Origin of the sequence: Echinicola pacifica DSM 19836 (genome assembly GCF_000373245.1) — a bacterium.
Classification (GTDB): domain Bacteria; phylum Bacteroidota; class Bacteroidia; order Cytophagales; family Cyclobacteriaceae; genus Echinicola; species Echinicola pacifica.
Genome location: NZ_KB890738.1, coordinates 183,873 through 205,965, shown reverse-complemented (window position 1 = coordinate 205,965; position 22,093 = coordinate 183,873). Strand labels below are relative to the sequence as shown.

General features: G+C 43.6%; 19 protein-coding genes. 14 read left to right on the top strand and 5 right to left on the bottom strand.

Translation table 11 applies throughout. The annotated features are described in order from the left end of the window. Positions 1-71: 71 nt before the first annotated feature. Complete coding sequence (locus B050_RS0100890) at positions 72-782, top strand: glycosyltransferase (protein ID WP_018471981.1); 711 nt, start codon at positions 72-74, stop codon at positions 780-782. Here B050_RS0100890 and B050_RS0100885 read toward each other — a convergent pair. Next, the gene (locus tag B050_RS0100885) at positions 779-1,567 is read right to left on the bottom strand and encodes a glycosyltransferase family 2 protein (protein WP_018471980.1); all 789 of its coding nucleotides are present in this window, start codon (positions 1,565-1,567) and stop codon (positions 779-781) included. The two genes, B050_RS0100890 and B050_RS0100885, sit on opposite strands and share 4 nt — an antisense overlap. Positions 1,568-2,604: 1,037 nt before the next feature. Here B050_RS0100885 and B050_RS23535 point away from each other — a divergent pair. From B050_RS23535 to B050_RS0100855, 5 genes are all read left to right on the top strand, one after another. After that, positions 2,605-2,781 (top strand): hypothetical protein, encoded by a 177-nt coding sequence (locus B050_RS23535; RefSeq protein ID WP_018471978.1) that lies wholly within the window; start codon positions 2,605-2,607, stop codon positions 2,779-2,781. 291 nt (positions 2,782-3,072) lie between these two features. Next, the gene (locus tag B050_RS0100870; RefSeq protein WP_018471977.1) at positions 3,073-4,116 is read left to right on the top strand and encodes a DUF4421 domain-containing protein; all 1,044 of its coding nucleotides are present in this window, start codon (positions 3,073-3,075) and stop codon (positions 4,114-4,116) included. Positions 4,117-4,503: 387 nt separating this feature from the next. Next, positions 4,504-5,583: an efflux RND transporter periplasmic adaptor subunit gene (locus B050_RS0100865; protein WP_018471976.1), complete on the top strand. Its 1,080-nt coding sequence runs from the start codon at positions 4,504-4,506 to the stop codon at positions 5,581-5,583. Between the two features lies 1 nt (position 5,584). After that, the gene (locus B050_RS0100860; protein WP_026235515.1) at positions 5,585-8,647 is read left to right on the top strand and encodes an efflux RND transporter permease subunit; all 3,063 of its coding nucleotides are present in this window, start codon (positions 5,585-5,587) and stop codon (positions 8,645-8,647) included. Further along, complete coding sequence (locus B050_RS0100855; RefSeq protein ID WP_018471974.1) at positions 8,644-9,981, top strand: TolC family protein; 1,338 nt, start codon at positions 8,644-8,646, stop codon at positions 9,979-9,981. Before B050_RS0100860 ends, B050_RS0100855 begins: the two co-directional genes overlap by 4 nt. Before the next feature lie 201 nt (positions 9,982-10,182). Here the strand turns inward: B050_RS0100855 and B050_RS0100850 are convergent, their stop codons facing one another. The 4 genes from B050_RS0100850 to B050_RS0100825 all read right to left on the bottom strand — a co-directional run bounded on the left by B050_RS0100850 (position 10,183) and on the right by B050_RS0100825 (position 14,167). Beyond that, positions 10,183-10,611: a hypothetical protein gene (locus B050_RS0100850; RefSeq protein ID WP_018471973.1), complete on the bottom strand. Its 429-nt coding sequence runs from the start codon at positions 10,609-10,611 to the stop codon at positions 10,183-10,185. A 1,332-nt stretch (positions 10,612-11,943) separates the two neighbouring features. Then, positions 11,944-12,657 carry an SAM-dependent methyltransferase gene (locus tag B050_RS0100835; protein WP_018471970.1) on the bottom strand — a complete coding sequence of 238 codons (714 nt, stop codon included), beginning with the start codon at positions 12,655-12,657 and terminating at the stop codon, positions 11,944-11,946. Positions 12,658-12,668: 11 nt separating this feature from the next. Next, positions 12,669-13,433 carry an alpha/beta fold hydrolase gene (locus tag B050_RS0100830; RefSeq protein WP_018471969.1) on the bottom strand — a complete coding sequence of 255 codons (765 nt, stop codon included), beginning with the start codon at positions 13,431-13,433 and terminating at the stop codon, positions 12,669-12,671. Between the two features lie 14 nt (positions 13,434-13,447). Then, entirely contained in the window at positions 13,448-14,167 is a 720-nt protein-coding gene (locus tag B050_RS0100825; RefSeq protein ID WP_018471968.1) for a pyridoxine 5'-phosphate synthase, read from the bottom strand. 63 nt (positions 14,168-14,230) lie between these two features. On the opposite strand from B050_RS0100825, the gene B050_RS0100820 reads away from it, so the two are divergent. The 8 genes from B050_RS0100820 (at position 14,231) to B050_RS0100780 (ending at position 22,092) form a co-directional block, all read left to right on the top strand. Continuing rightward, entirely contained in the window at positions 14,231-14,677 is a 447-nt protein-coding gene (locus B050_RS0100820) for a GatB/YqeY domain-containing protein (protein ID WP_018471967.1), read from the top strand. A gap of 6 nt (positions 14,678-14,683) precedes the next feature. Further along, positions 14,684-15,229, top strand: coding sequence for a CvpA family protein (locus B050_RS0100815; RefSeq protein WP_026235514.1), 546 nt, complete (start codon positions 14,684-14,686; stop codon positions 15,227-15,229). After that, complete coding sequence (locus tag B050_RS0100810; RefSeq protein ID WP_018471965.1) at positions 15,213-15,788, top strand: anthranilate synthase component II; 576 nt, start codon at positions 15,213-15,215, stop codon at positions 15,786-15,788. The genes B050_RS0100815 and B050_RS0100810 overlap by 17 nt, the downstream gene beginning before the upstream one ends. 380 nt (positions 15,789-16,168) lie before the next feature. Next, positions 16,169-16,834 carry a CBS domain-containing protein gene (locus B050_RS0100800; protein ID WP_018471964.1) on the top strand — a complete coding sequence of 222 codons (666 nt, stop codon included), beginning with the start codon at positions 16,169-16,171 and terminating at the stop codon, positions 16,832-16,834. A 14-nt stretch (positions 16,835-16,848) separates the two neighbouring features. Then, positions 16,849-17,724, top strand: coding sequence for an NAD kinase (locus tag B050_RS0100795; RefSeq protein ID WP_018471963.1), 876 nt, complete (start codon positions 16,849-16,851; stop codon positions 17,722-17,724). A 74-nt stretch (positions 17,725-17,798) separates the two neighbouring features. After that, the gene (gene porG, locus B050_RS0100790; RefSeq protein ID WP_026235513.1) at positions 17,799-18,569 is read left to right on the top strand and encodes a type IX secretion system protein PorG; all 771 of its coding nucleotides are present in this window, start codon (positions 17,799-17,801) and stop codon (positions 18,567-18,569) included. A gap of 82 nt (positions 18,570-18,651) precedes the next feature. Beyond that, positions 18,652-19,389, top strand: a complete 738-nt coding sequence (locus B050_RS0100785; RefSeq protein ID WP_018471961.1) for an isoprenyl transferase — start codon at positions 18,652-18,654, stop codon at positions 19,387-19,389. A gap of 6 nt (positions 19,390-19,395) precedes the next feature. Then, positions 19,396-22,092, top strand: a complete 2,697-nt coding sequence (locus B050_RS0100780) for a BamA/OMP85 family outer membrane protein (RefSeq protein ID WP_026235512.1) — start codon at positions 19,396-19,398, stop codon at positions 22,090-22,092. The last annotated feature ends 1 nt before the right edge of the window (position 22,093 follow it).

Genomic DNA, 22,093 nt, shown 5'->3' with positions numbered 1-22,093 from the left:
AATTTATCAACTTTGTATCTTTATTATCCTTAAGCTTTAAACTAGGCTTAACCACCTTATCCTTTTAGACTATGGTAAAGGCGCTTGTCATTACACCCGTAAAAAACTCAATAGAAACTACCTTAGAGACCGCTGAGGCCATCAAAGCCTCTTCCGTGCCGGTGGAGCATAAAATCTATAATGACTTCAGCACCGAAGAAACCAAGGTCCAGCTGGATGAGAATAGTAGCGTGCATGGCTATAAAGTGGTCCACCTGGAGGATATTACCGACAGCCCTTCGCCAAATTATAAATTGGTGCTGCAGATTGCTCAGAAGGAAGCCATAGAGCAAGGCCTTCCGCTGCTCGTCGTGGAGTCCGATGTGACGGTGGAGCATCATACCATTGAGAAAATGCTCGATTTTCTAGAAAAGCATACAGATGCAGGACTTATCGGCGCCATTACCGTGGGCTATGATAAGAAAGTTAACTTTCCTTATTTGAAATTTAAGGAGGTGAAGGCCCCTGTGATTGATACCAATCGGAGTTTAAGCTTCTGCTGTACCCTGTTTAGTCCTAAGTTTTTGCAACGCTATGACTTCATGAGCCTGGATGATGCCAAGGACTGGTATGATACCTTTATGTCCAAAAAATCCGTGGAACTGGGCTTCAAAAACTATGTCTTGATGGATACACCGGTACTTCATAAGCCTCATGGAAGCAGACCCTGGAAACAATTGAAGTATAAGAATCCCCTGAAATATTACTTCCTGAAATTCTGGAAGGGCATGGATAAAATCTAGAGTTTCCCGATGAGCTTGAGGAATGTATTATAGGTTTTGGACCAGGAACGGTTGAAGCGGAGGGGGCCATTGAGTTCCCGATCATAAAAGTCCTTATGACGCTGATTAAGAAATGCTATCCGCTCCCTTTTCTTCTCTGAAGTGGCTGTTTTCTTGCGTTTGCTGGTAGGCGTGAGTCGATAATAATAGCCTGTAAATGGCAGTTGCTCCACTTCTCCTTCGTTTTTCAGCATCTTTATCCAAAATTCCCAGTCTTCCCGGCCCATATACCGCATCTCTTCAGAGTATTTGCCGGCAGCTTTCCAGTCCTCCTTGCGGTACAGCGCAGCGTGAAAGATCATATTGTCTAGGGCCAGTTGGTGCCTGTCAAAAGGCTTCAGGTTCCATGTTTTCTGACCGGACTCGTCAAATTTTATTCCGTCACAATAAACAACCTTGACCTGCGGCTTTTCTTCTAATACCCTCACCGCCTCACCGATATATTCCTCACTAATCAGATCGTCTCCATCCAGAGGCAGAATAATGCTTCCCCGAGCCGCTTCGATTCCATTATTTCGGGCGTTTGATACCCCTCCATTTTCCTGATTGATGAGCTTAATTTCTGGAAATTCACCTTGTATCTGCTTTGCAATTTCTAAAGAATCATCTGAGGAACCGTCATCGACCACAATCACCTCCAGCGGTCGGTACTTTGAGTTTAGGACCGAAATAACCGTTTCCTTGAGATATTTTCCCTGATTATAACATGGAATGACTACGCTGACAAGTGGGGAAGGTGATTTCATGATGGTTTTGTGAGTTTAATTATTAGGCCAAATATAAAGGGTTTTCCTATACTTTTCCATTCATTAGAAAGTATATTATCCTTCTCCATCTTCATGCTTATACCCTTTGCTTGGGATTCATTATCATCAGGGGATAAGTAGTATGGGCTGATAGTAGGCTTACTTTTGGGATATAATCAGGGGTCGATGGTTTTTATGAATAAATAGTAACTGAATTTTTAGTTGGATTAAGATCCGGATTAGAATAGAATCCCTGCCTTTTGGGCCTTTAGAGCGGTTGGTCTAGAATAAAAAATAAAATATTTGAAGATTTATGAGAATATTTTTACAGCCTTTATATTTGTTTGATCCATAATAAAATGGATGATCTGTTTTTAAAAATGTATTTTGAATACATGTTACTTGCGTTATGCGTAATATTAGTCTTGTTTCATTGTTTTAACCGTATTTTAGGCTAAATATCCTTATAATTGGTTGATATATCTTTTTTTTGATAAAAAATTACTCATTTTTAGTATTGTTTGGCATTATTCAAGTAAAATATCTGAAAATTTCAGGAAGAACTACTTGCTTTGTATAGGTTTAATTTAGTACATTTGTCTCGGGTGATTAAGCAACTTTTTCTACTATGGACTTTTAGTGTGTGTAATAAAGTTGGAGGTTATTTTCTGGATAACTTTTCATAAACCTCCTTTAAATTAACCTAAGTGCCATCCTTATCGAAAGGGTGGCATTTGGCGTTTTTAGTCGACATGTCATTATCCACCCCACGCTGCATTACTTCGTCAGGATGTTCCCAGATTATAAGGCACAAGGAGTAGGGGTTTTAAAATGCCTTTCCATTTTTATTTTATGCAGAGAGCGTTACCCTTGGGGGTAGAAAGTCGAAATGTATGCCAGCGACTTGATTCCGATCATTAGAGGTCTACTTTCTGAGCTAAGTGGGACACTGTGATATGTTAACATAAACTTAATGATAAACAGGCTGTTATCTATGAGGATTCTGCCAATTTGCAGTTCTAAAATGCAAGGAGACCATGATTCAAACTATCACCACTGCCGTACTGCTGTTTGCCGCCTATTTGCTGGGAACACTTTCTCTGTTTAATTATAAGAATAGGATGAATTCATATTTTGTAAAAGCGTATTTGGTTTCCAGTACCATATCGGGAGCACTTACTTTTTTCTTTATGAGGCTTTTTATAGCAGCTTAGGCATATAAACCTTTCTCGCTCACCTCTATTCCCCCTTCTGATCTTTATTCCTTAAATTAGACGCTTCTTTTTGAGCGGCTATTCCTTGCCAATTATTCTACTTCTTTAAGGATAAAATCCAAGATACCCTTGATAGAGATAGGGTCTTTAAATTCTTTGTGGAGATTTATCGGATAATAATTCACATAGCCTAAAGCTTAGGCTTCTTTTTTGTTACATAATATTTCTTGAATGAAATTGTATTATGACCTAATTAATTAATACTTTTCGGGTCTGAGAAGAAAGCGATATATGAAAGGAAATACGATAGGATTGGGAGCATTGATTTTAGTGGTGATGGGAATGATATTATCTCCAGGCCAAGACCTAAAAGCTCAGGTGGTTAGTGACAGCAGCTATATTGAGAGCTTTCCTGAACTGGTGACTGGCAGGTATTATTTCTCCAGGAAATATACTGGCTTAGACATTAAAGATCGGACGGGAGAATTTGCAGATTTAAAATACCGCCCCAACTCCACTCTTAATATGGGGGTGGGTGCTTCTTATAATTCCTTCACTTTAAACCTGGCCTATGGCTTTGGTTTTCTAAATCCTGACAAGGGGCAGGGTGAAACCAAATACCTCGATGCGCAGGTGCATGCCTATCCTTCCAAATGGGCCATAGATGGTTTTGCCCAGTTCTATAAGGGTTATCACTTGGTACCCGAAGGGGCTCAGGCCTTAGAGAATCAGAATTTCTATTACCGACCGGATATGAAGGTTAGAGAGATTGGGGGCTCGGTCAAGTATGTATTTAATGCAGAGAAATTTTCCTATAAAGCGGCTTTCCTCCAGACGGAATGGCAGAAGAAATCTGCTGGCTCCTTACTTGCAGGATTGGAGATGTATGGTGGTCAGGTGTTAGGAGACAGCAGCCTGATTCCCTCCCAGCTTTCGGAAGGCTCTGTCCGCAATTTTGATAAGATCACCTTTTGGGAGTTTGGTCCCAATATCGGTTATGCCTATACTCTGGTGATTGACCAGCATTATTTTATTATGGGATCTGCGACCGCTAATTTGGGCCTAAATTATACCCAACTCGAAGGAGAGATGAAAGCAAAAAACTGGTCTGTCAACTCAAATTACTTCCTGAAGGCCAGTGCGGGCTATAATTCTAAAAAGTGGGCGATCAATGCCAACTATGTGTATAATAATGTGAGGTTAGCCAAAACTGATGACTTCAATAATGACCTGGTTACTGGAAATTACCGTTTGAATTTCATTTATAGATTTGCACCGGGGCCGAAATTAGATAAAGTACTAAATGCCATCAACCCCTATAATTACCTTAAGTAAGACTTCATTTTTTTGATGTTTTTTTAAAAAGAGCCTTCGCTTTTGAGTGGGAATTGCCATTTTTTCGGTTTATTGTCAATTATCAGTCTTAATTATAGACAATAAGCTTGCTATAGGATACCACTGATCGCATTCATTTGCCATCTGTGTTTTATTTTATTATTATTCAATGTGAATTGCTTTACTTTAAGTAGTGGAATGGTCCTGACAAAGGATATAGCGCTGAATGGTAAGGTTTAAGGAGTGTCGGTTTGGTGAATATGGATTCTGATTACTTTTGATTCACCCTGCCACTGGCCTTACCGCCCTGAGTATGCCGATATAGGCGAGCCTGGAATAACTGATAAATTTATATTCCCATTTATAATAAGCCTAGTGATTTAGGAAATGAATAAGACAACCAAGATAATAGTGATGGTGGCCATTGTATTGGTCATCGCGATGATTTTTGTGTATCCGCGCCTTAATATTGGCAAAGAAGAGGCTGCTCCCATAGCCATGGCAGAATCCGGATCAGCAGCCAAGGCCCTTCCTGTAGAAGTAATAGAGATCAAAACTGAGCGATTAGAGAACAACCTCAATATCACCGGAAATATCATGCCCAATGAATTCGTGGAGTTAAGAGCGGAGGTGAATGGCCTGGTGGAGATCATTCACTTTGAGGAGGGACAATTTGTAAAAAAGGGAACCCCATTGATAACCTTGAATAAGGATGAACTTGACGCGCAGCTGGACCGCTTGGAGTTTACCAAGAAGCTATACGAAGGACAGGAAAACCGACAGAAGCAGCTCCTGGCCAGGGAGGCCATCAGTCAGGAGGAATATGATGTTATCTTAAACCAATACAATACCACTCTTGCGGATATCAAGCTCGTAAGCGCCCAGCTGGACAAACTAGTGATCAAGGCGCCATTTGATGGTGTACTTGGATTGAGGCAAGTATCGGTGGGCTCAGTAATCGGGACCTCCGATGTGATCGCTAATCTTGTCAATATTGATCCTATAAAAATTCAGTTTTCTATTCCGGAGCGGTATTCCAACTTGGTGACCATAGGCTCTACCATCAGTTTTTCGAATAATACTGCGGAAGGAAAGCAGTCGGGAGAGGTATATGCCTATGAGCCCGTGATCGATGCCAATACTCGGACGATGACCTTAAGAGCTATCAGCCAAAACAAGGATAGAAAGTTCCTTCCAGGTATGTTTGTGAATATTAGCTTTAATTTGGCCGTAAATGAGACGGCCATGCTTATCCCCGCCGAGGCCTTGATTCCGGAGCTTAGCGGATATAAGGTTTTTGTGGCCTCTGCCGATGGACTGGTGGAGGAGCGTACCGTGGAGATCGGAGTACGGACAGAGAGTCAGGTGGAAATCACCAAGGGCCTGAAGCCGGGAGAATTGGTACTTACGACAGGAGTATTGCAAGCAAAAGAAGGGATGCAAGTCACGCTAAAAGAAGCGAACTGATATGGCGAGTTTATCTACCATAAGTACCAGACGGCCAGTATTGGCCATAGTGTTTTCCCTGACGATCATCTTGTTTGGGATTATCGGGATGACCTTTTTGGGGGTGCGGGAGTACCCCAGTGTTGATCCTCCTATCATCAATGTGCGGACCTCCTATGTCGGTGCCAATGCCGATGTGATCGAGGCACAGATTACCGAGCCACTCGAAGAGTCAATTAATGGCATCTCAGGTATCAAATCCCTGACTTCGACTTCTAATGATGGCACCAGTAATATCACGGTGGAGTTTGATGTAGGGGCAGATATGGAAGCTGCCGCCAATGATGTGCGGGACAAAGTTTCCCGTGCTCAGCGGAATCTTCCTCCTGATGCCGAGCCACCAGTGGTATCTAAGGCTGATGCCGATTCACAGCCTATCGTTTTTCTGAATGTCAAAAGCGATAAAAAATCCCTTCTTGAGCTATCCGATATCGCCGATAATATCTTCAAAGAAAGACTTCAAACTATCCCCGGCGTCAGCGCAGTGCAGATCTGGGGAGAAAAAGAGTATGCTATGCGTCTGCGCATGGACCCCATCCGGATGGCTTCCTATGGTGCCACCCCGCTGGATGTGCTGAATAAGGTGCAAAGTGAGAATGTGGAGCTTCCCTCTGGAAGAATAGAAGGGCATACCATCGAGCTCTCTGTGCGGACCAAGAGCCGCCTATCCACTCCTGATGAATTTAATGACCTAATCATCAAAGAGGACAATGATAATATAGTCCGATTTAGAGATGTGGGCATCGCAGAGCTGGCCCCGCTAAACGAACGTACCGTCCTCAAAAGAGACGGCGTGCCCATGGTGGGCGTGGTGCTCGTGCCTTTGCCTGGCTCCAATAGTATTGAGATTGTAGATGAATTTTACAGAAGATTAGAGTTTATCAAAAAAGACCTGCCCAACGATATCGAGCTTGGGATTGGCTTTGATTCCACCAAATATATCCGAGGCTCCATTGATGAGGTGAAGGAAACCATTTTCTTGGCCTTTATATTGGTGGTGGCGATCATCTTCTTATTCCTTCGGGATTGGAGGACCACTTTCATTCCGGTGATTACTATACCTATATCCCTGGTCGGGGTGTTCTTCATTATGTATGTGATGGACTTCTCGATCAATGTGCTGACGCTGCTAGGAATCGTGCTTTCGATAGGACTGGTGGTGGATGATGCCATCGTGGTATTGGAGAATATATATGCCAAGATCGAGAAGGGTGAGCAGCCTATGAAGGCGGCTGAGCAAGGTGCAGAAGAGATTTTCTTCGCCGTACTGGCCACCACGATTGCGCTGGCAGCGGTGTTTTTGCCAGTGATATTCTTAAGTGGTACCACGGGTAGATTATTTAGGGAGTTTGGAGTGGTGGTGGCTGGAGCGGTAATCATTTCCTCCTTTGTGGCTCTTACCATGACGCCAATGCTGAGCTCCAGGTTACTAAAGAAGCGTGAGAAGCACAATTGGTTTTATAATGTGACCGAGCCCTTCTTTGTATGGTTAAATGAAAAATATGAAGCCTCCCTATTATGGTTTATGAAAATCCGATGGGTGTCCTTTGTGATTATCGCCCTGATGGGATTTGGCATTTATGCCTTATTCACTTCTATTCCCTCCGAGCTGGCTCCTGTGGAGGACCGTGGAGAGATGCGGATCAGTATGAGTGGACCGGAGGGTGCGACCTTTGACTATATGGATCGGGTGATCGATGAGCTGGTAGTGGAGATGAAAGAAGCCATTCCTCCGGAGGTCTTGAGTAGCTTGATTTCTGTGACTTCCCCGGGATTTGGTACTTCGAGCACCAATTCCGGATTCATCATTGTTCGATTAGTGGATGCTGCAGAGCGGACGCTGAGTCAGCAGGATGTATTTGATGGGGTGTCGGGGATTCTTAGGAATAAGACCGATGTAAGGGCTTTCGCTTCCCAGCCTCAGTCCATCGGTGATCGTCGAGGAGGCTTGCCTGTGCAATATGTGCTACAGGCACAGAGCCTGGATAAGCTCAAGGAGGTGATCCCTACTTATATGGATAAGGTAAGCCAGAGCAGCGTATTTCAGTTCTCGGATATCAACTTGAAATTTACTAAACCAGAAATTGAGATTGAAATAGATCGGGATAAGGCTCGGAATATAGGAGTGTCTGTACAGGAGATAGCAAGGACGCTCCAGCTGTCTTATTCAGGTCAGCGATTTGATTATTTCATCATGAATGGAAAGCAGTATCAGGTGGTGGGAGAGATGCAGAAGGAAGATCGGAATGAGCCTATCAACCTGCGCATGCTTTATGTAAGAGCGGAGAATGGTCAGCTGGTGCAGCTGGATAACCTGGTGCAGATTCGTGAAAAAAGCACCCCGCCGCAGTTGTATCGTTTCAATCGATTCGTGAGTGCTACCGTTTCGGCAGGCCTGGCGCCGGGCTATACCATAGGCGATGGGCTGGATGAGATGGATCGAATAGCCGCAGAGGTGCTGGATGACAGTTTCACGACAGACGTGGCGGGAGTGTCTAAGGAATTTCGTGAAAGCTCCAATAGTTTGATCTTTGCCTTCTTATTTGCCCTGATCCTCATTTATCTAGTGCTTTCGGCACAGTTTGAGAGTTTTATGGATCCTCTGACCATTATGATCACCGTGCCTATGGCCTTATTTGGCGCCCTATTGTCCTTATGGCTGGGAGATTTTACCCTGAATATCTTTAGTCAGATTGGTATCATTATGCTGATCGGGCTGGTGACCAAAAACGGGATCTTGATCGTAGAATTTGCCAACCAACGTAAGGCACATGGATTGGGAGTGGATGATGCCATTATTGGGGCAGCGGTCGCTAGGTTTAGACCTATTTTGATGACCAGTTTATCCACGATCCTGGGGATATTACCGATCGCCTTGGCCTTAGGGGCAGGAGCAGAAAGCCGGACCCCTATGGGAGTTTCGGTAATTGGCGGCTTGGTGCTTTCCACCTTCCTGACCTTATTCATTATTCCGGGAGTTTATTCCTATTTGACATCAAAATCAGCAAGAGTAGCGAGAGTATGATAAAGCAATATTTGGCCATTTTGGGATGTATGATCGGTGCGGCCTCCGCCTCAGCGCAGGAGACCTTGACCTTCGAGCAGGCAGTGACCATGGGTCTGGAAAATAATTATGATATCAAAATCGCCTTACAGGATAAGGAGATTACTGAGATTGATAAGAAACTTGGATTGGGACCTTTGCTACCTTCTCTGGATGCCACCTATGGGCGGACCACCAGTACCGAGGACGTTGAGCAGCAATTTGTGAGTGAAAACGAACCGCGAAATATCAATGGGGCGAAATCCACTGGAGAGAACTTTAATATTAATGGTATCTATGGATTTCGATATGATGCCGTGGTGGCGCTAAGACGCCTAGGCGAGCAGTCTGAAATCGGAGAGCTTCAGGCCAAGGTGGCCATAGAAAATACCGTGGCTTCTATCGCCAATGCTTATTACCGACTCTCGGTCGAGCTGGATAGATATGAGGTGCTGAAGGAGACCGTGGCGCTGTCCCAGCAGCGACTGGATATCGAGCAGGCCCAGTATGAGCTGGGTGGCAGTTCTAAATCTCAATACCTCGCCGCAGAGGTGGATTTCAATGCCGATAGATCCCAGTTGGTCTCTCAGGAACAGGTGATCCAAACTGCAAGGATTAACCTGAACGAACTCCTGGCGGTGGATGCAGAGATCAATTATGCCATTCAGGATACAGTATTGATCAATCCTGATATTACTTTGCCCCCATTATTAGAGGATGCCTTTGGTCAGAATAAGATGCTTCTTATCAATAGAAGAGAAGAAAATGTGGCCTATCTGCAGTATAAGGAATTGCAAGCTCAGCGGCTGCCTTACCTCGCATTGGATGGGAATTACCGACAATCGGTGTCCAATTCCGATGCAGGATTCCTGATCCAAAATAAGCGTCAGGGGTATAGCTTTGGCGCCACCGTGGGGATTAATATCTTCAGTGGCTTTACCTTAAACCGGCAGATCCAGCGGGCTCGCGTGCAGCAGCAGACCCAAGCCTATACCTTAGATCAATATGAGGTGCAGCTTCGGTCGGATCTTCATCGGGCTTATAATGTCTATGAAAATAGCATAAGAAGACTCGATATCGAACAATCTAATTATAAGGTGGTGGAGGAAAATACAGCGATCGCTTTTGATCGCTTTAAGTCGGGACTTACCAGCTACCTGGAATTCAGAGACGCTCAGGTCAATCGCCTCAATGCTGAGAGTAGATTGATCGATGCGGTGTATTCCACCAAAGTGGCCGAAGTAGAGCTCATGAGGCTCGCGGGTAGAATCTTCTATCAAACTAATGAAGATCCTGTATTGCCAGGAATGGAATAAGGCTAAAGCAGATTAGAGAGTATTATTAGAATTATAGGAAAGTCTCCTCATTGTCTGAGGAAAAATAAACTTAGCAAGAGATAAAGGAGCAGATGGAAATAGCGAATAGCCCAATCTTAAAATTACTCCTGGGACGATTAAAAAAAGCATTAGGAAAATAATAGAGTACCTCTGATCATGGGAGGTACTCTATTTTTTTTATTAATATAAACTATAAATATAGCTTCTTCCAGAGCGAGAAGCCTGGATCATGTCATTCTTAACCAAGAAAGAAAGCCTTACCGCTACATTTCCTTCAGCTCTTTTCTGGTCCATCTCTGGTTCTTGTTTTAAAATCTCCTCAATGATTTCTACCTTATTGGCTTCTTTTAATTGAGTTAATGCATAGGCGATTTTATAATCTACCTTATCATTTTTATCAAATGCCTCCTTTGCAGGAAGTTTTTTTGCGGCTCCTTTTGATTTGCTTCCGATGCTCTTTGTCGTGCCAGCTCTTCCCGCTTTAGGGCTAGACAGCCCATTCAATGCTGCAATAGCGACTTCAATCTTTTTTAATTCCTGATTTAAATCCTCTTTTTTTGAATTAAGGTGATCAAGGATCTGCTTGTCTGTGATGTTACTTTCTGACATTTTGTTTTTATTTAAAAGTGATACCTCTCCAAGGTGCCTGAAGAAGTGATAGGGTGTATTTCACTAGTTGTTTAACTGATTTTCTCCTAGAAAGTTATTAAAATAAACTTTAATTTTCTAATTTATATATGACTTTTACCTGCAACAAGTAAAAAACACAGGGATTTTTAGGCTTTATAACGTGGAAATAGGTTGTTTTTGTATGGCCACTGATTAATTTTTATAAATTTCTATTGTACTAATTTACCTTTTTCAGCGAAGACTTAATCAGGAATTAAGCGCATCATTCCTCCAAAACCTCGGGTAAGTTAATACGCAAAATGAGTGTTCCAAGTGCGGGTATTGATTAATTATGTATGTGTATGATTCCTTCGATCTCCCTCCGAGATGGCCTTTTTCGGTGATAAATTCTAAAAACTTACTACTGTAATATTCACTATTTCTTACCTTGATTTTGGTTCTTTATATACTTCCATGGAGGGTTTGTTGCGCAAAGTTTAGAAAACAGGAAGGGATATATTGCTAACAAAGGCGATTTGCCATAGAAATACTATGCTTGGCCTCTATCGCTGCTTTATAATTTAGTGTGAATCGCTCCACTTTCTGGATTTGAGGGATTTATGATAGGAGCTTCGATTTAATATAGTATTCTAATCGATTTTTGAGGGAAGAGAAGCATATAATACATGAATCAGAGTAGTTCTTTCAAAAGTTAAGTTTTGGCTCACGTTTCTATCTGACGATCAGTCCGCAGGGTCCACCTTATAAGTGGTGAAGCTAAAAAGGAGCAAGGCTGTCATATTGCATAGCTCTGCTCTCAGAGACAAGGTGCATGATAAGGACTTGAGTCTAGGCGTAGCCTTGATCATTTGAGCAGCTAGAGGGAGGAAAAGTGGTATAGTGGGGATCAACTCTAATTTATACCAAATAGCGGGTGGGATATACTAGGCAAATTTATTCTGGTTTTATTCTTTCACTGCTGAGCAGAGGTTGGTTTTATTTATTTTCTATTCTTCCAAGAATAGCTTATCTATTTATAATTAATAAAATAGTTAGATCCTATGAATGGCTATTTATTTAATAATGCACCTCAATTTGGCTTATTTAGTGACGGATAGACCATTTCGCCGCTGCAAAAAAAAATAAATCTTTGGCTCTTCACCTTGGAATTTACCTGTTGGATTATATAAATAAGCGCAGGTACCTCTGATAGGATACCTGCGCTTATTTTATTCATTTATCCATTAAGCGGAAAGAGATGGATTCAGGAACTGATTTAATTAAATTAGTTGACTTATGATGTAAATTGCTATAAGCCAATAATTTGTATAATTAATAATTGGTATCAAGTACAAACACCGTCGGGATCTTATGCAGATCTATTTTCATTTTTTTCCATTCCGAAACGGGTTTGGTAAGGATAAATTCATCTGCAGCGGTAAGGTTACTGGCCACACAGAGTTTCGTATTTGGATGGAGATGCATCATTAAGGATTCGAAGAGGTGATTATTTCGAAATGGAGTTTCCATAAAAATCTGGCTGCGTCGATAAGCGGTGGACTCGGCTTCTATTTTTTTGATGGCTTCGCCGCGAGATTTTTTATCTATGGGCAGATAGCCATGAAAAGCGAAAGACTGACCGTTGAATCCGGAGCCCATGAGGGCCAGGAACATGGAAGAAGGTCCTGACAGAGGGATGACCTGGATGCCTTTCTGATGGGCATAAGCCACCGCTGCTGCGCCAGGGTCAGCGATACCGGGGCATCCTGCTTCTGACATCACGCCCATATCGTGCCCTTGGTGCAGGGGTTTCATCAGGATATCCAGCTGAGCGGGTTTGGTTTTTTTGTCCAAAATCTCAAAGGATAGGTTTTCGATCGTTAAGCCCAGCCTAAGTCCTGAGACGAATCTTCGGCCTGTTCGGAGGTTTTCGGCTAGGAAGTATTCCGTATTCGTAATTACTTCTTTTACCTGAGGGCTGATGATGCTTTGGGAGGTGCCTTCTGCCAGGCTGGTCGGGATGAGAAACAGTTTACCTTTTTTCATTTTTTGAGAGCCTATTGATTTAGAAATGCTTTGATGGTGGCGCTGACTGCCGCAGGTTGTTCGGCATGAAGCCAGTGACCTGCCTCTTTGATGGTGATCAGTTTATGGTTGGGGAAGTACTGGTCGAGATCCGCCTTGTCCTTATCCTGGATATAGTCAGAATTGGCACCGCGCATAAATAGCGTCTTACCTTCAAAGCTTCCCAAAGCCTGGAGTTCTTCACCCACGTTTTCGATCTTCTCGCTGAGGATTGGCAGATTGATCTTCCACACAAATTTCCTTTCTTCATTTCTCCCGAGGCTTTTCAATAGGAATTGCCGCACGCCCACTTCAGGTATATATTCGGCCATGCTGTCATCGGCTTGCTTGCGGGAGGAGAGCTGCTCCATATCCACTGCATTCAGGCCTTTTAGTATACTTTGGTGGTGAGGAGGGTAATAGCGTGGAGCGATATCGGCAATGATTAGATGGTTTACCTTTTCTGGATGTGCAAGTGCAAAATTCATGGCGGTTTTGCCACCCATTGAGTGACCCATGAGATGCGCCTTGTCCAGGTCTAGTTCGTCCATCAGGTCTGCCAGATCCTGCACCATGGCTGCATAGGTCCAATCCTCACTATGTGGGCTGTCTCCATGGTTTCTCTGGTCCACGAGGATCATCGTAAAGTCATTTTCGAGCTCCTTGGCGATGCTCAGCCAGTTGTCTGCAGAACCAAATAATCCATGCAAAATGATCAGTGGTTCTCCCTGACCTACTTTTTTATAATTTAATTTCATAAGAGTAATTTCGATTAGTCCATCTCCAATTGTCGACGATACATCTGAATGGTATTTTCCAAGCCATAGTACAAAGCATCACAGATTAGGGCATGACCGATGGATACCTCATCGATATGAGGGATGCGTTGGATAAGGAATTTAAGGTTATCCAGGTCCAGGTCATGACCAGCATTGAGGCCAAGCCCGAGGTCCTGCGCAAGTTTTGCCACTTCTATATATGGGGCCACGGCCTGCTCCTTGTCATTGGGGAAGAGCACGGCATAGGGCTCGGTGTAGAGCTCCACCCGATCGGTGCCGGTGAGTTTTGCTGGTTCGAAGTATTTCACCTCAGGATTAATAAAAATCGAGGTCCGTGTGCCATATTCGTGAAGCTCGGCAATGATATCCTTCAGTCGGTCCTGGTGGGCTATGGTGTCCCAGCCACTATTGGAGGTGAGCACATTTGGGGGATCTGGCACCAAGGTGGCTTGGGCAGGTTTGACGATACGGATGATCTCCATAAAACGCTCATCGGGGTATCCTTCAATATTAAATTCGGTGGTCACCACCTCCTTAAGCTTCATGACATCATCATAGCGGATATGCCTTTCGTCAGGCCTTGGATGTACTGTAATCCCCTCCGCACCGAATCGTTCGGCGTCCAGAGCTACTTGCGTCACATCGGGATTATTTCCGCCACGGGCATTTCTTAATGTGGCAATCTTATTAATATTTACGCTGAGTTTGGTCATTTTTTTAAATTATGCTCTAATTTTGTTCAAAATTACACCTTAAAAATCATAAACATAAAGATAATGAGTTTAAAGCAAAGTGTAGAAAGTGAGATCAAAAAGGCTATGATCGCAAGGGATAAAGATAGGCTGAGAGCACTCAGATCCATCAAGTCCATGATTATGCTGGAGGAAACCAAAGGTAGCGAGAAGGGAATGACCGAGGAGGAGGAGCTAAAGCTACTGACGAAAGCGGCGAAGCAAAGAAAGGACTCCTTGGAGATCTTTCAGCAGCAAAACCGTGAAGACCTTGCCGCTACTGAGCAGTCTGAGCTTGAGGTGATTAGCGAATTCCTTCCTAAGCAGTTTACCGAAGAGGAAGTGGAAGCCGAGTTGAAAAGCATCATCGCAGAGGTGGGTGCCGAAGGGCCTAAGGACATGGGGAAGGTCATGGGCCAGGCCACCAAAAGACTAGCGGGCAAAGCAGATGGTAAAATGATTTCTCAAAAAGTAAAAGAGCTTCTAGCTTAATATATAGTGAGCGCGATAGATATTATCATACTGATTCTCTTGGCCATTGGCGCCTATAGTGGTTATAAGCGTGGCCTGTTTATTGGGATATTATCTATCGTTGCTTTTTTTATAGGGATTATTCTTGCCTTTAAGTTTATGCACTGGGGAGCAGAGATGCTAGCCCAGCAGATGGAGAGCCTTGCTTTTATGCTGCCTTTCATTTCTTTTGTGATCATTTTTTTATTGGTCACCATTACCATTCGCATTTGTGCTTATATGGTGAAGAAGGCCCTTGATCTGACCCTCCTGGGTGGTTTTGACAATTTTGCCGGGGCCTTATTGGGGCTGTTGAAGTGGGCTTTTATGATCAGCCTTCTGATCTGGGCGGCAAGGTCTTTTGGGGTGGATATCCCCAAAAAACAACTGAGTAAATCCGACCTTTTTCCAGTGATTGAGCCTTTTGCGCCATTCTTGGTCGATGGACTCAGCGTCATCACTCCCGTCATCCAGGACGCCGTGGAGCGGATCAACGAACTGGTAATCCCTTCTGCTGATGCTGCTGCTGATTGATAATTTCGACTCTTTCTCCTATATCCTCGCCGATTATATAAAGCAGCTTGGCTTCCCCTTGAAGATTGTCCGCAATGATTACCCCCTTGAGCAGCTCAAGACGGAGACTTTCGCAGGATTGATCCTCTCTCCCGGACCTGAGACGCCGAGTAAGGCAGGGCATTTGAAGGAGATATTTGCTTATTATCATGACAAAATCCCAGTACTAGGAGTATGCCTCGGACATCAGTGCATAGGAGAGCATTTTGGTGCTAGGCTGCAGAGAGGAAAGCTGCCAGTGCATGGCAAGGTGTTTTCTGTCAATAGAATCTACTCACATCCAGTGTTGGAAGGTCTTCCGGAGAAGTTTAGCGTGACCCGCTACCACTCTTTGGTGCTTAGGGACTTGCCTGAGGTGCTGATTCCTATTCTCGCTACCAATGATGGGGAGCTAATGGGGATGGTGCATCGCCAGCTGCCGATCGTGGGCATTCAGTATCATCCGGAGGCCTATCTTACGGAGTATGGGCTGGAGCTGATCGCTAATTGGGCGCGGATGATTCCTTCGCAGCATAGCTAGTTCGAGCTTTTATGGCCTTGAGCAGTTATAGTTTTATTCGCACTTCGTGCAAAATTGATTCTCTTACCCAATAAAAATTCAATTTCCCAGGCATGTATCGTTTCTATCTCCATCCCTAGATAAAGCTAAGATGATGTCACTATTTTGTGAGGGTGGCGAAGCCAGGGGAATCGGGCTTGGGCCTTTGCGGCTGGAGTAAAGCTTTATTAACCCTGCTATTTTTAAACCAATCAGGGGCTATTCGGGTTAAATAATCTGGAAGGGCTTATGGTAAAGGCCTTATTTCTGTCCAAATCCTTTTATAATTTGCTCGCTGGACAAGCAATAAGCAAGTGAGAAAATAGTTTTAAATAATGAATTCTATTTAATATCTTTAAATCATGCAAGCTTACGAATTTATCAATAATATGATTCCCCCTTTGAAACTTACCGATAAGGTAAAGATGGCGCTGTCGTGGATGGAAGAAATTCGTACAGATGTGCTTCCTGTGGTCCAGGAAGGTGCTTTTAAGGGGCTAGTGACCGGGGAGATGATCTATAACCTCAACCAGGATGATATCTTGATTTCTGATTTGGACTTAGAGTCTGAGGCCTGTTTTGTATCCAAAGAGAAGCATATATACGATGTATTGCGGGTGGCGAGTGAGTACCATACCAATATGGTGGCGGTGGTGGATGAGGCCCATATATACCATGGAGTCATCACCTTGGAAGATGCCATTGCGGCCTTTGCGGATACGCTGGCGATTCAGGCGCAGGGAGGTGTGTTGGTGCTTTCGATGTTTATGACGGATTATAGCTTGTTTGAGATAGCCCGGGTAATCGAGTCAGAGAATGCCAAGGTGCTGAGTAGCTTTCTCATCAGCGACCCCTTGGATGATAGCAAGATCAAGGTGGTGCTGAAGGTGGATAAGACTGAGCTCCGTCATATCAAAGCCACCCTAGAGCGGTTTGGCTTTAAGGTGATTGACCATTATCAAGAGGAGATGGAGGAGAGTAAGGAGCAGGATCGACTGGACAACCTGATGAGATTTTTGAATTTATAAAAAAAAATAACTGAATGAAGATAACCATACATGGTATCAGTTTTCATAAAGAATTTGTACCATTTATAGAGCAGTTGATTAATGCCTTACATGATCATAATGCTGAATTATACTTAACCGAGTCTTTTTCAAAGACCATGCAGAAATCCGGGGCAGAAGCTACCGGATTCACTGTATTTAAGGACCGGAAGGTTTTAGCAGATATGGATTTTGTGATCTCTGTAGGGGGAGATGGTACCTTGCTGGACACCGTATCCATGGTGGGAGAGTACGAAGTGCCCATATTGGGGATCAATACGGGCCGCCTGGGCTTCCTGGCGACCATCGCAAAGGAGGATGTCGAGAAGGCCATTCAGGTGTTGTTTGATGGACACTTCACGATTCAGGATAGAATATTGATTCATCTGGATGCAGACCAGCCCTTATTTAATGGGGTGCCTTATGGCCTGAATGAGTTTACCATTCATAAGCGGGATACCTCCTCTATGATTACGGTGCATACCTATATAGATGGCGAATACCTAAATAGCTATTGGGCGGATGGGCTGATTGTGGCCACACCGACGGGGTCTACCGGGTACTCTCTCAGCTGTGGAGGGCCTTTGATCTCTCCCGCTGCCAAGAATTTTGTGATCACTCCAGTAAGTCCCCATAATCTAAATGTCCGGCCAATGATTGTTTCGGATGAAAGTGAAATTACCTTTGCGATAGAGGGGCGGAGTAAGAAGTTTCTTATATCTTTAGATTCGCGATCCACGGCTGTGGATGCCTCGGTGAAGCTTACCGTTCGGCGAGAGAAATTCGTGGCCCGTTTGGTGAAGTTTCACGATTACAGTTTCTTCGATACCTTAAGGAAAAAACTCAATTGGGGCTTCGATATGCGGAACTAGTTTTAACAAAAATTAACCCCCAGGATACTTCAGCGGGTTTTTTATTCGTTGACTACTTTATAAATTGCAGCGTCTTGAAAAAAGTCAAGTTTCATTTACTCATGATTTTCTGTTTGTTTGCTTCCTTTATTGGGACAGGCATGCAGGAGGCATATGCGCAGAAGCATAATGAATATGGCTTAGGTCTGGGGGTGGCGACTTACTCTGGTGATATCATCAGGCGGTTGGACCCGGGACAGATTGGACTTCAAGGCACGTTGTTTGGCAGACGAAAATTTGACAATGTCTGGAGTATGAGATATGGAGTAGCCCTGGCGGGGATCAATGCGGCGGACAGTGTTCGTCCATTGGATGCCATGGCTGCGGCTCGGGATGCTTATTTCAAAGGCACTTTGATAGAAGGTCACTTAATGATGGAATATCATTTTCTGGATTTTCTTGCGCCACAGTCCTCGGTGAGGTATTCACCCTATGGCTTCTTTGGTATCGGCTATACCTTCTTCCTTGGAGAGGGCAGGACCTTTGCCGGGGAGCTAGCTCCTGAGGATGATGGTGACTATTCCCTTTCTACTCCCGTGATACCTTTCGGATTAGGGGTCAAGTACAAGCTTCAGGATAGGCTATTCCTTTCCCTGGAATTTGGATTTAGACCCACACTTAGTGATTTCCTGGACAAAATAGAGGGAAATGAAACCTATATTCCTAGATTTCCTGTAGATCCCAACGATCCTGATGCTATAGTGTACGGGGTAAATTACGGAAATAAGGCCGATAAGGACTGGTATTATTTTTTAGGATTGACGCTTAGCTACTCTTTCTACCAGATAGAATGCTTTAATTATTAATTAATTGGGCTCAGGGATAGAATATTAAAAAAGAAATGGCATTTTTGTACCTCCAAAAAAACAGCCAAGGATAAAAATTGGAATGAAGGTATCGATTGATAAGGATAGAATCCCAGAACACGTAGCAGTAATTATGGATGGTAATGGACGTTGGGCTCAGGAACAAGGAGCAAAGCGGATATTTGGCCACCGTAATGCTATTGCCGCTGTGCGGGAAACCATAGAAGGCGCCAATGAACTAGGCGTAAAGTACCTGACCTTATATACATTTTCTACCGAAAACTGGAATAGGCCTAAGCTAGAGGTGAATGCCATTATGGAATTATTGGTAAAAACCCTGACCGACCAAGTACCAAATCTTATGAAAGATAATGTACGGCTTACCTTGGTGGGAGATATATCGATGTTGCCCCGCAGGGGCAAAGCCAAGTTGGAAGATGCTATTCATCAAACCTCCTCCAATACTGGTCTTACCTTAATCCTCGCGCTTAGTTATAGCGGGCGCTGGGAAATCACCAATACCATTAAAGACATTGCCAAACAAGTAGCTGACAAGCAAATTGGTGTAGAGGATATTACCGAGAATTACGTATCTTCTCAACTATTAACCGCTGATTTTCCTGATCCGGAATTACTGATCAGAACCAGCGGCGAGTTGAGAATAAGTAATTTTCTACTTTGGCAACTGGCATATACCGAGCTGTATTTTACAGACGTGTTGTGGCCAGATTTTAGAAAAGAGCACCTGATCGAAGCAGTCGTCGATTACCAGCAACGGGAAAGACGATTTGGAAAGACTGGGGCCCAGATTAAATCTTAGAAATTAATGAGAAGTAGTATACTTATTATATGCTTGATCCTTTTTGCCGGCATGGCAAATGCTCAGATTCGTTTAGGGCAAAGCCAATATGCAACGCAAAAACCAGTGGATATTTTAGAGCTGGATTATTCCAAACCAAAAAAATATAAAATCGCTGAAATTAAAGCTGTAGGGCTATCTACTCTTGATGAAACTGCGATCATCTCCCTTTCTGGTCTGAAAGTAGGAGATGATATCACCGTCCCTGGTGATGCCATATCCAATGCCCTGAAGAAACTCTGGGCTCAGGGCATCATCGGTGATGTCAAAATACTAGTGACCAAAATCGAAGGTGAAGAGATCTTCTTGCTCCTCGATCTTACCGAAAGACCTAGGTTCAGCATCGTCGAATTTACCGGCGTGACCTCCACCCAGGAAGGCGAGCTGCGTGACAAAATCCAAATCCGTGGTAGAGTGGTCCGCGAGGATGTCCTCAATAGCTCTCAAAGAAGCATCGTCCGATACTTCGTCGAAAAAGGCTATCTCAATACCGAGGTGAAAATCATCCAGCAAAGAGACGAAACCTTCCCCAATAGCGTCAAGCTACTCTTTGAAGTCGATAAAAAATCCAAAGTCAAGATTAATGAAATTGACATCGTAGGAAACGAAAATATTGCCGATGGCAAAATCAAAAAGAAGATGAAGAAAACCAACGAACACGCTCGTGTTTGGGTGTTTAAAGATGTCTTCGAAAGAGTGAAAAATGCTGACGCCGAAAATATCGCCAGCTCATTGACCGAAACTCATCCCGTATCTGATGAAGAGGTCAAAATGTATATGAATAAAAACTTCAAGCTTAACTTTTTTAATTCCTCGAAGTTTAATGAAACAGAATATCGAAACGATAAAGATAATATCATCAACTACTACCAAACCAAAGGCTATCGTGATGCGACCATCCTGAGTGATTCGGTATATACTTTTGATGAAAGAAATGTGAATATCGACCTTCAAATGGAAGAAGGAAGACAATATTACTATAGAAATATCACGTTCACCGGAAACTATATCCATGATGATCAGGAGCTCCTGACTCGATTGGGGCTCCAAAAAGGAGATATATATAATAAGGAACTTCAAGATAAGCGACTGAACTATGATCCTACCAAAGGAGATGATATCAGCTCGCTATATCAGGATGATGGCTACCTGTTTTTTCAGGTTACAGCCTATGAGGTTAACGTAGCGGAGGATTCGATCGATATCGAGATGAGGATCTTCGAAGGACCACAAGTGACCGTAAATAGCGTATCCATCGAAGGAAATGAGCGTACCTCAGATCACGTGGTCATGCGGGAAATCCGAATCTTGCCTGGGCAGAAATTTAATCGATCTCTTCTGGTACGAACGATCCGAGAACTATCACAAGTGGGGTACTTCGATCCGGAAACTATCAACCCAGACCTTAGACCTAATTTTGAGGATGCTACGGTGGACATTGTATTCCAATTGGAAGAGCGACCAAATGATCAGATAGAATTGTCTGGGGGTTGGGGTGGCTTCTATGGTTTTGTGGGTACCGTCGGATTGGTGTTCAATAACTTCTCCATCAAGAATATCGGTGATTTCTCCAAATGGAGGCCATTACCTGTTGGGGATGGTCAGAAAGTAAGCCTTAGAGTACAGGCCAATGGACGATCCTTCCAGAATTATAGCCTTTCCTTCACCGAGCCTTGGTTTGGTGGCAAGAAACCAAATGCCCTAAGCGTGAGCTTTAACCACTCCGTACAGCGACAGATTAATACCTATAGTCAGACTAATTTCGGGGATGAGACGGGATTCTTTAAGATTACCGGGGTGACCGTTGGTCTTGCCAAAAGAGTCACCTGGCCGGATGATTACTTCAGCATAAGTAATTCCCTTCAGCTTCAGCTTTATGAATTTAATAATTATGGTAATTACTTTGGTCTTAGCTACCCAACAGGGAAGTCCAAGAGTTTTACCTTCAATACCACGGTGTCCAGGTCCAATGTGGATAGTCCAATCTATCCAAGGATGGGTTCAGAGATATCGCTGGGTGTAAACTTCACTCCACCGTATGCCTCACTGAACAAGTCTTTAGATTCAGATTCTCCTGACCAGGAGAAATATGCATGGTTAGAATATCATAAGTGGATGTTTGATGCCAAATTCTATACTCCTATATTTGGATCTAGCAAGATGGTCGTGAGTGCCAGAACCCATATGGGCTTCCTCGGATCCTATGGTAAAAAGATTGGAGTGATTCCATTGGAGAGATTCGTAATGGGTGGTGATGGGATGACCTTTAATAACTTCTCTTTGGGTCAAGAGATCATCGGGCTTAGAGGGTACGAAAACCAAGTGATCACACCTGGACGGATCAAACGAGATGCAGGACTTGAAACCACTTATGGTGGGATTGTTTATAATAAATACGTGATGGAGCTGAGGTATTTGGTTTCTCCAAATCCATCAGCAACCATATTTCTGTTAGGATTTGCTGAAGCAGGAAATAACTGGGGCAGCTATAGCGAATTTAACCCCTATGACCTTAAGAAGTCAGCTGGGTTTGGAGCAAGGATATTTATGCCTGCTTTTGGCTTGCTCGGAATTGACTGGGGTTATGGATTTGATCCAGCGCCAGGTGAGTTTCAACCTAGTGGAGGGATGTTCCACTTTACAATTGGTCAACAGTTTAGATAGA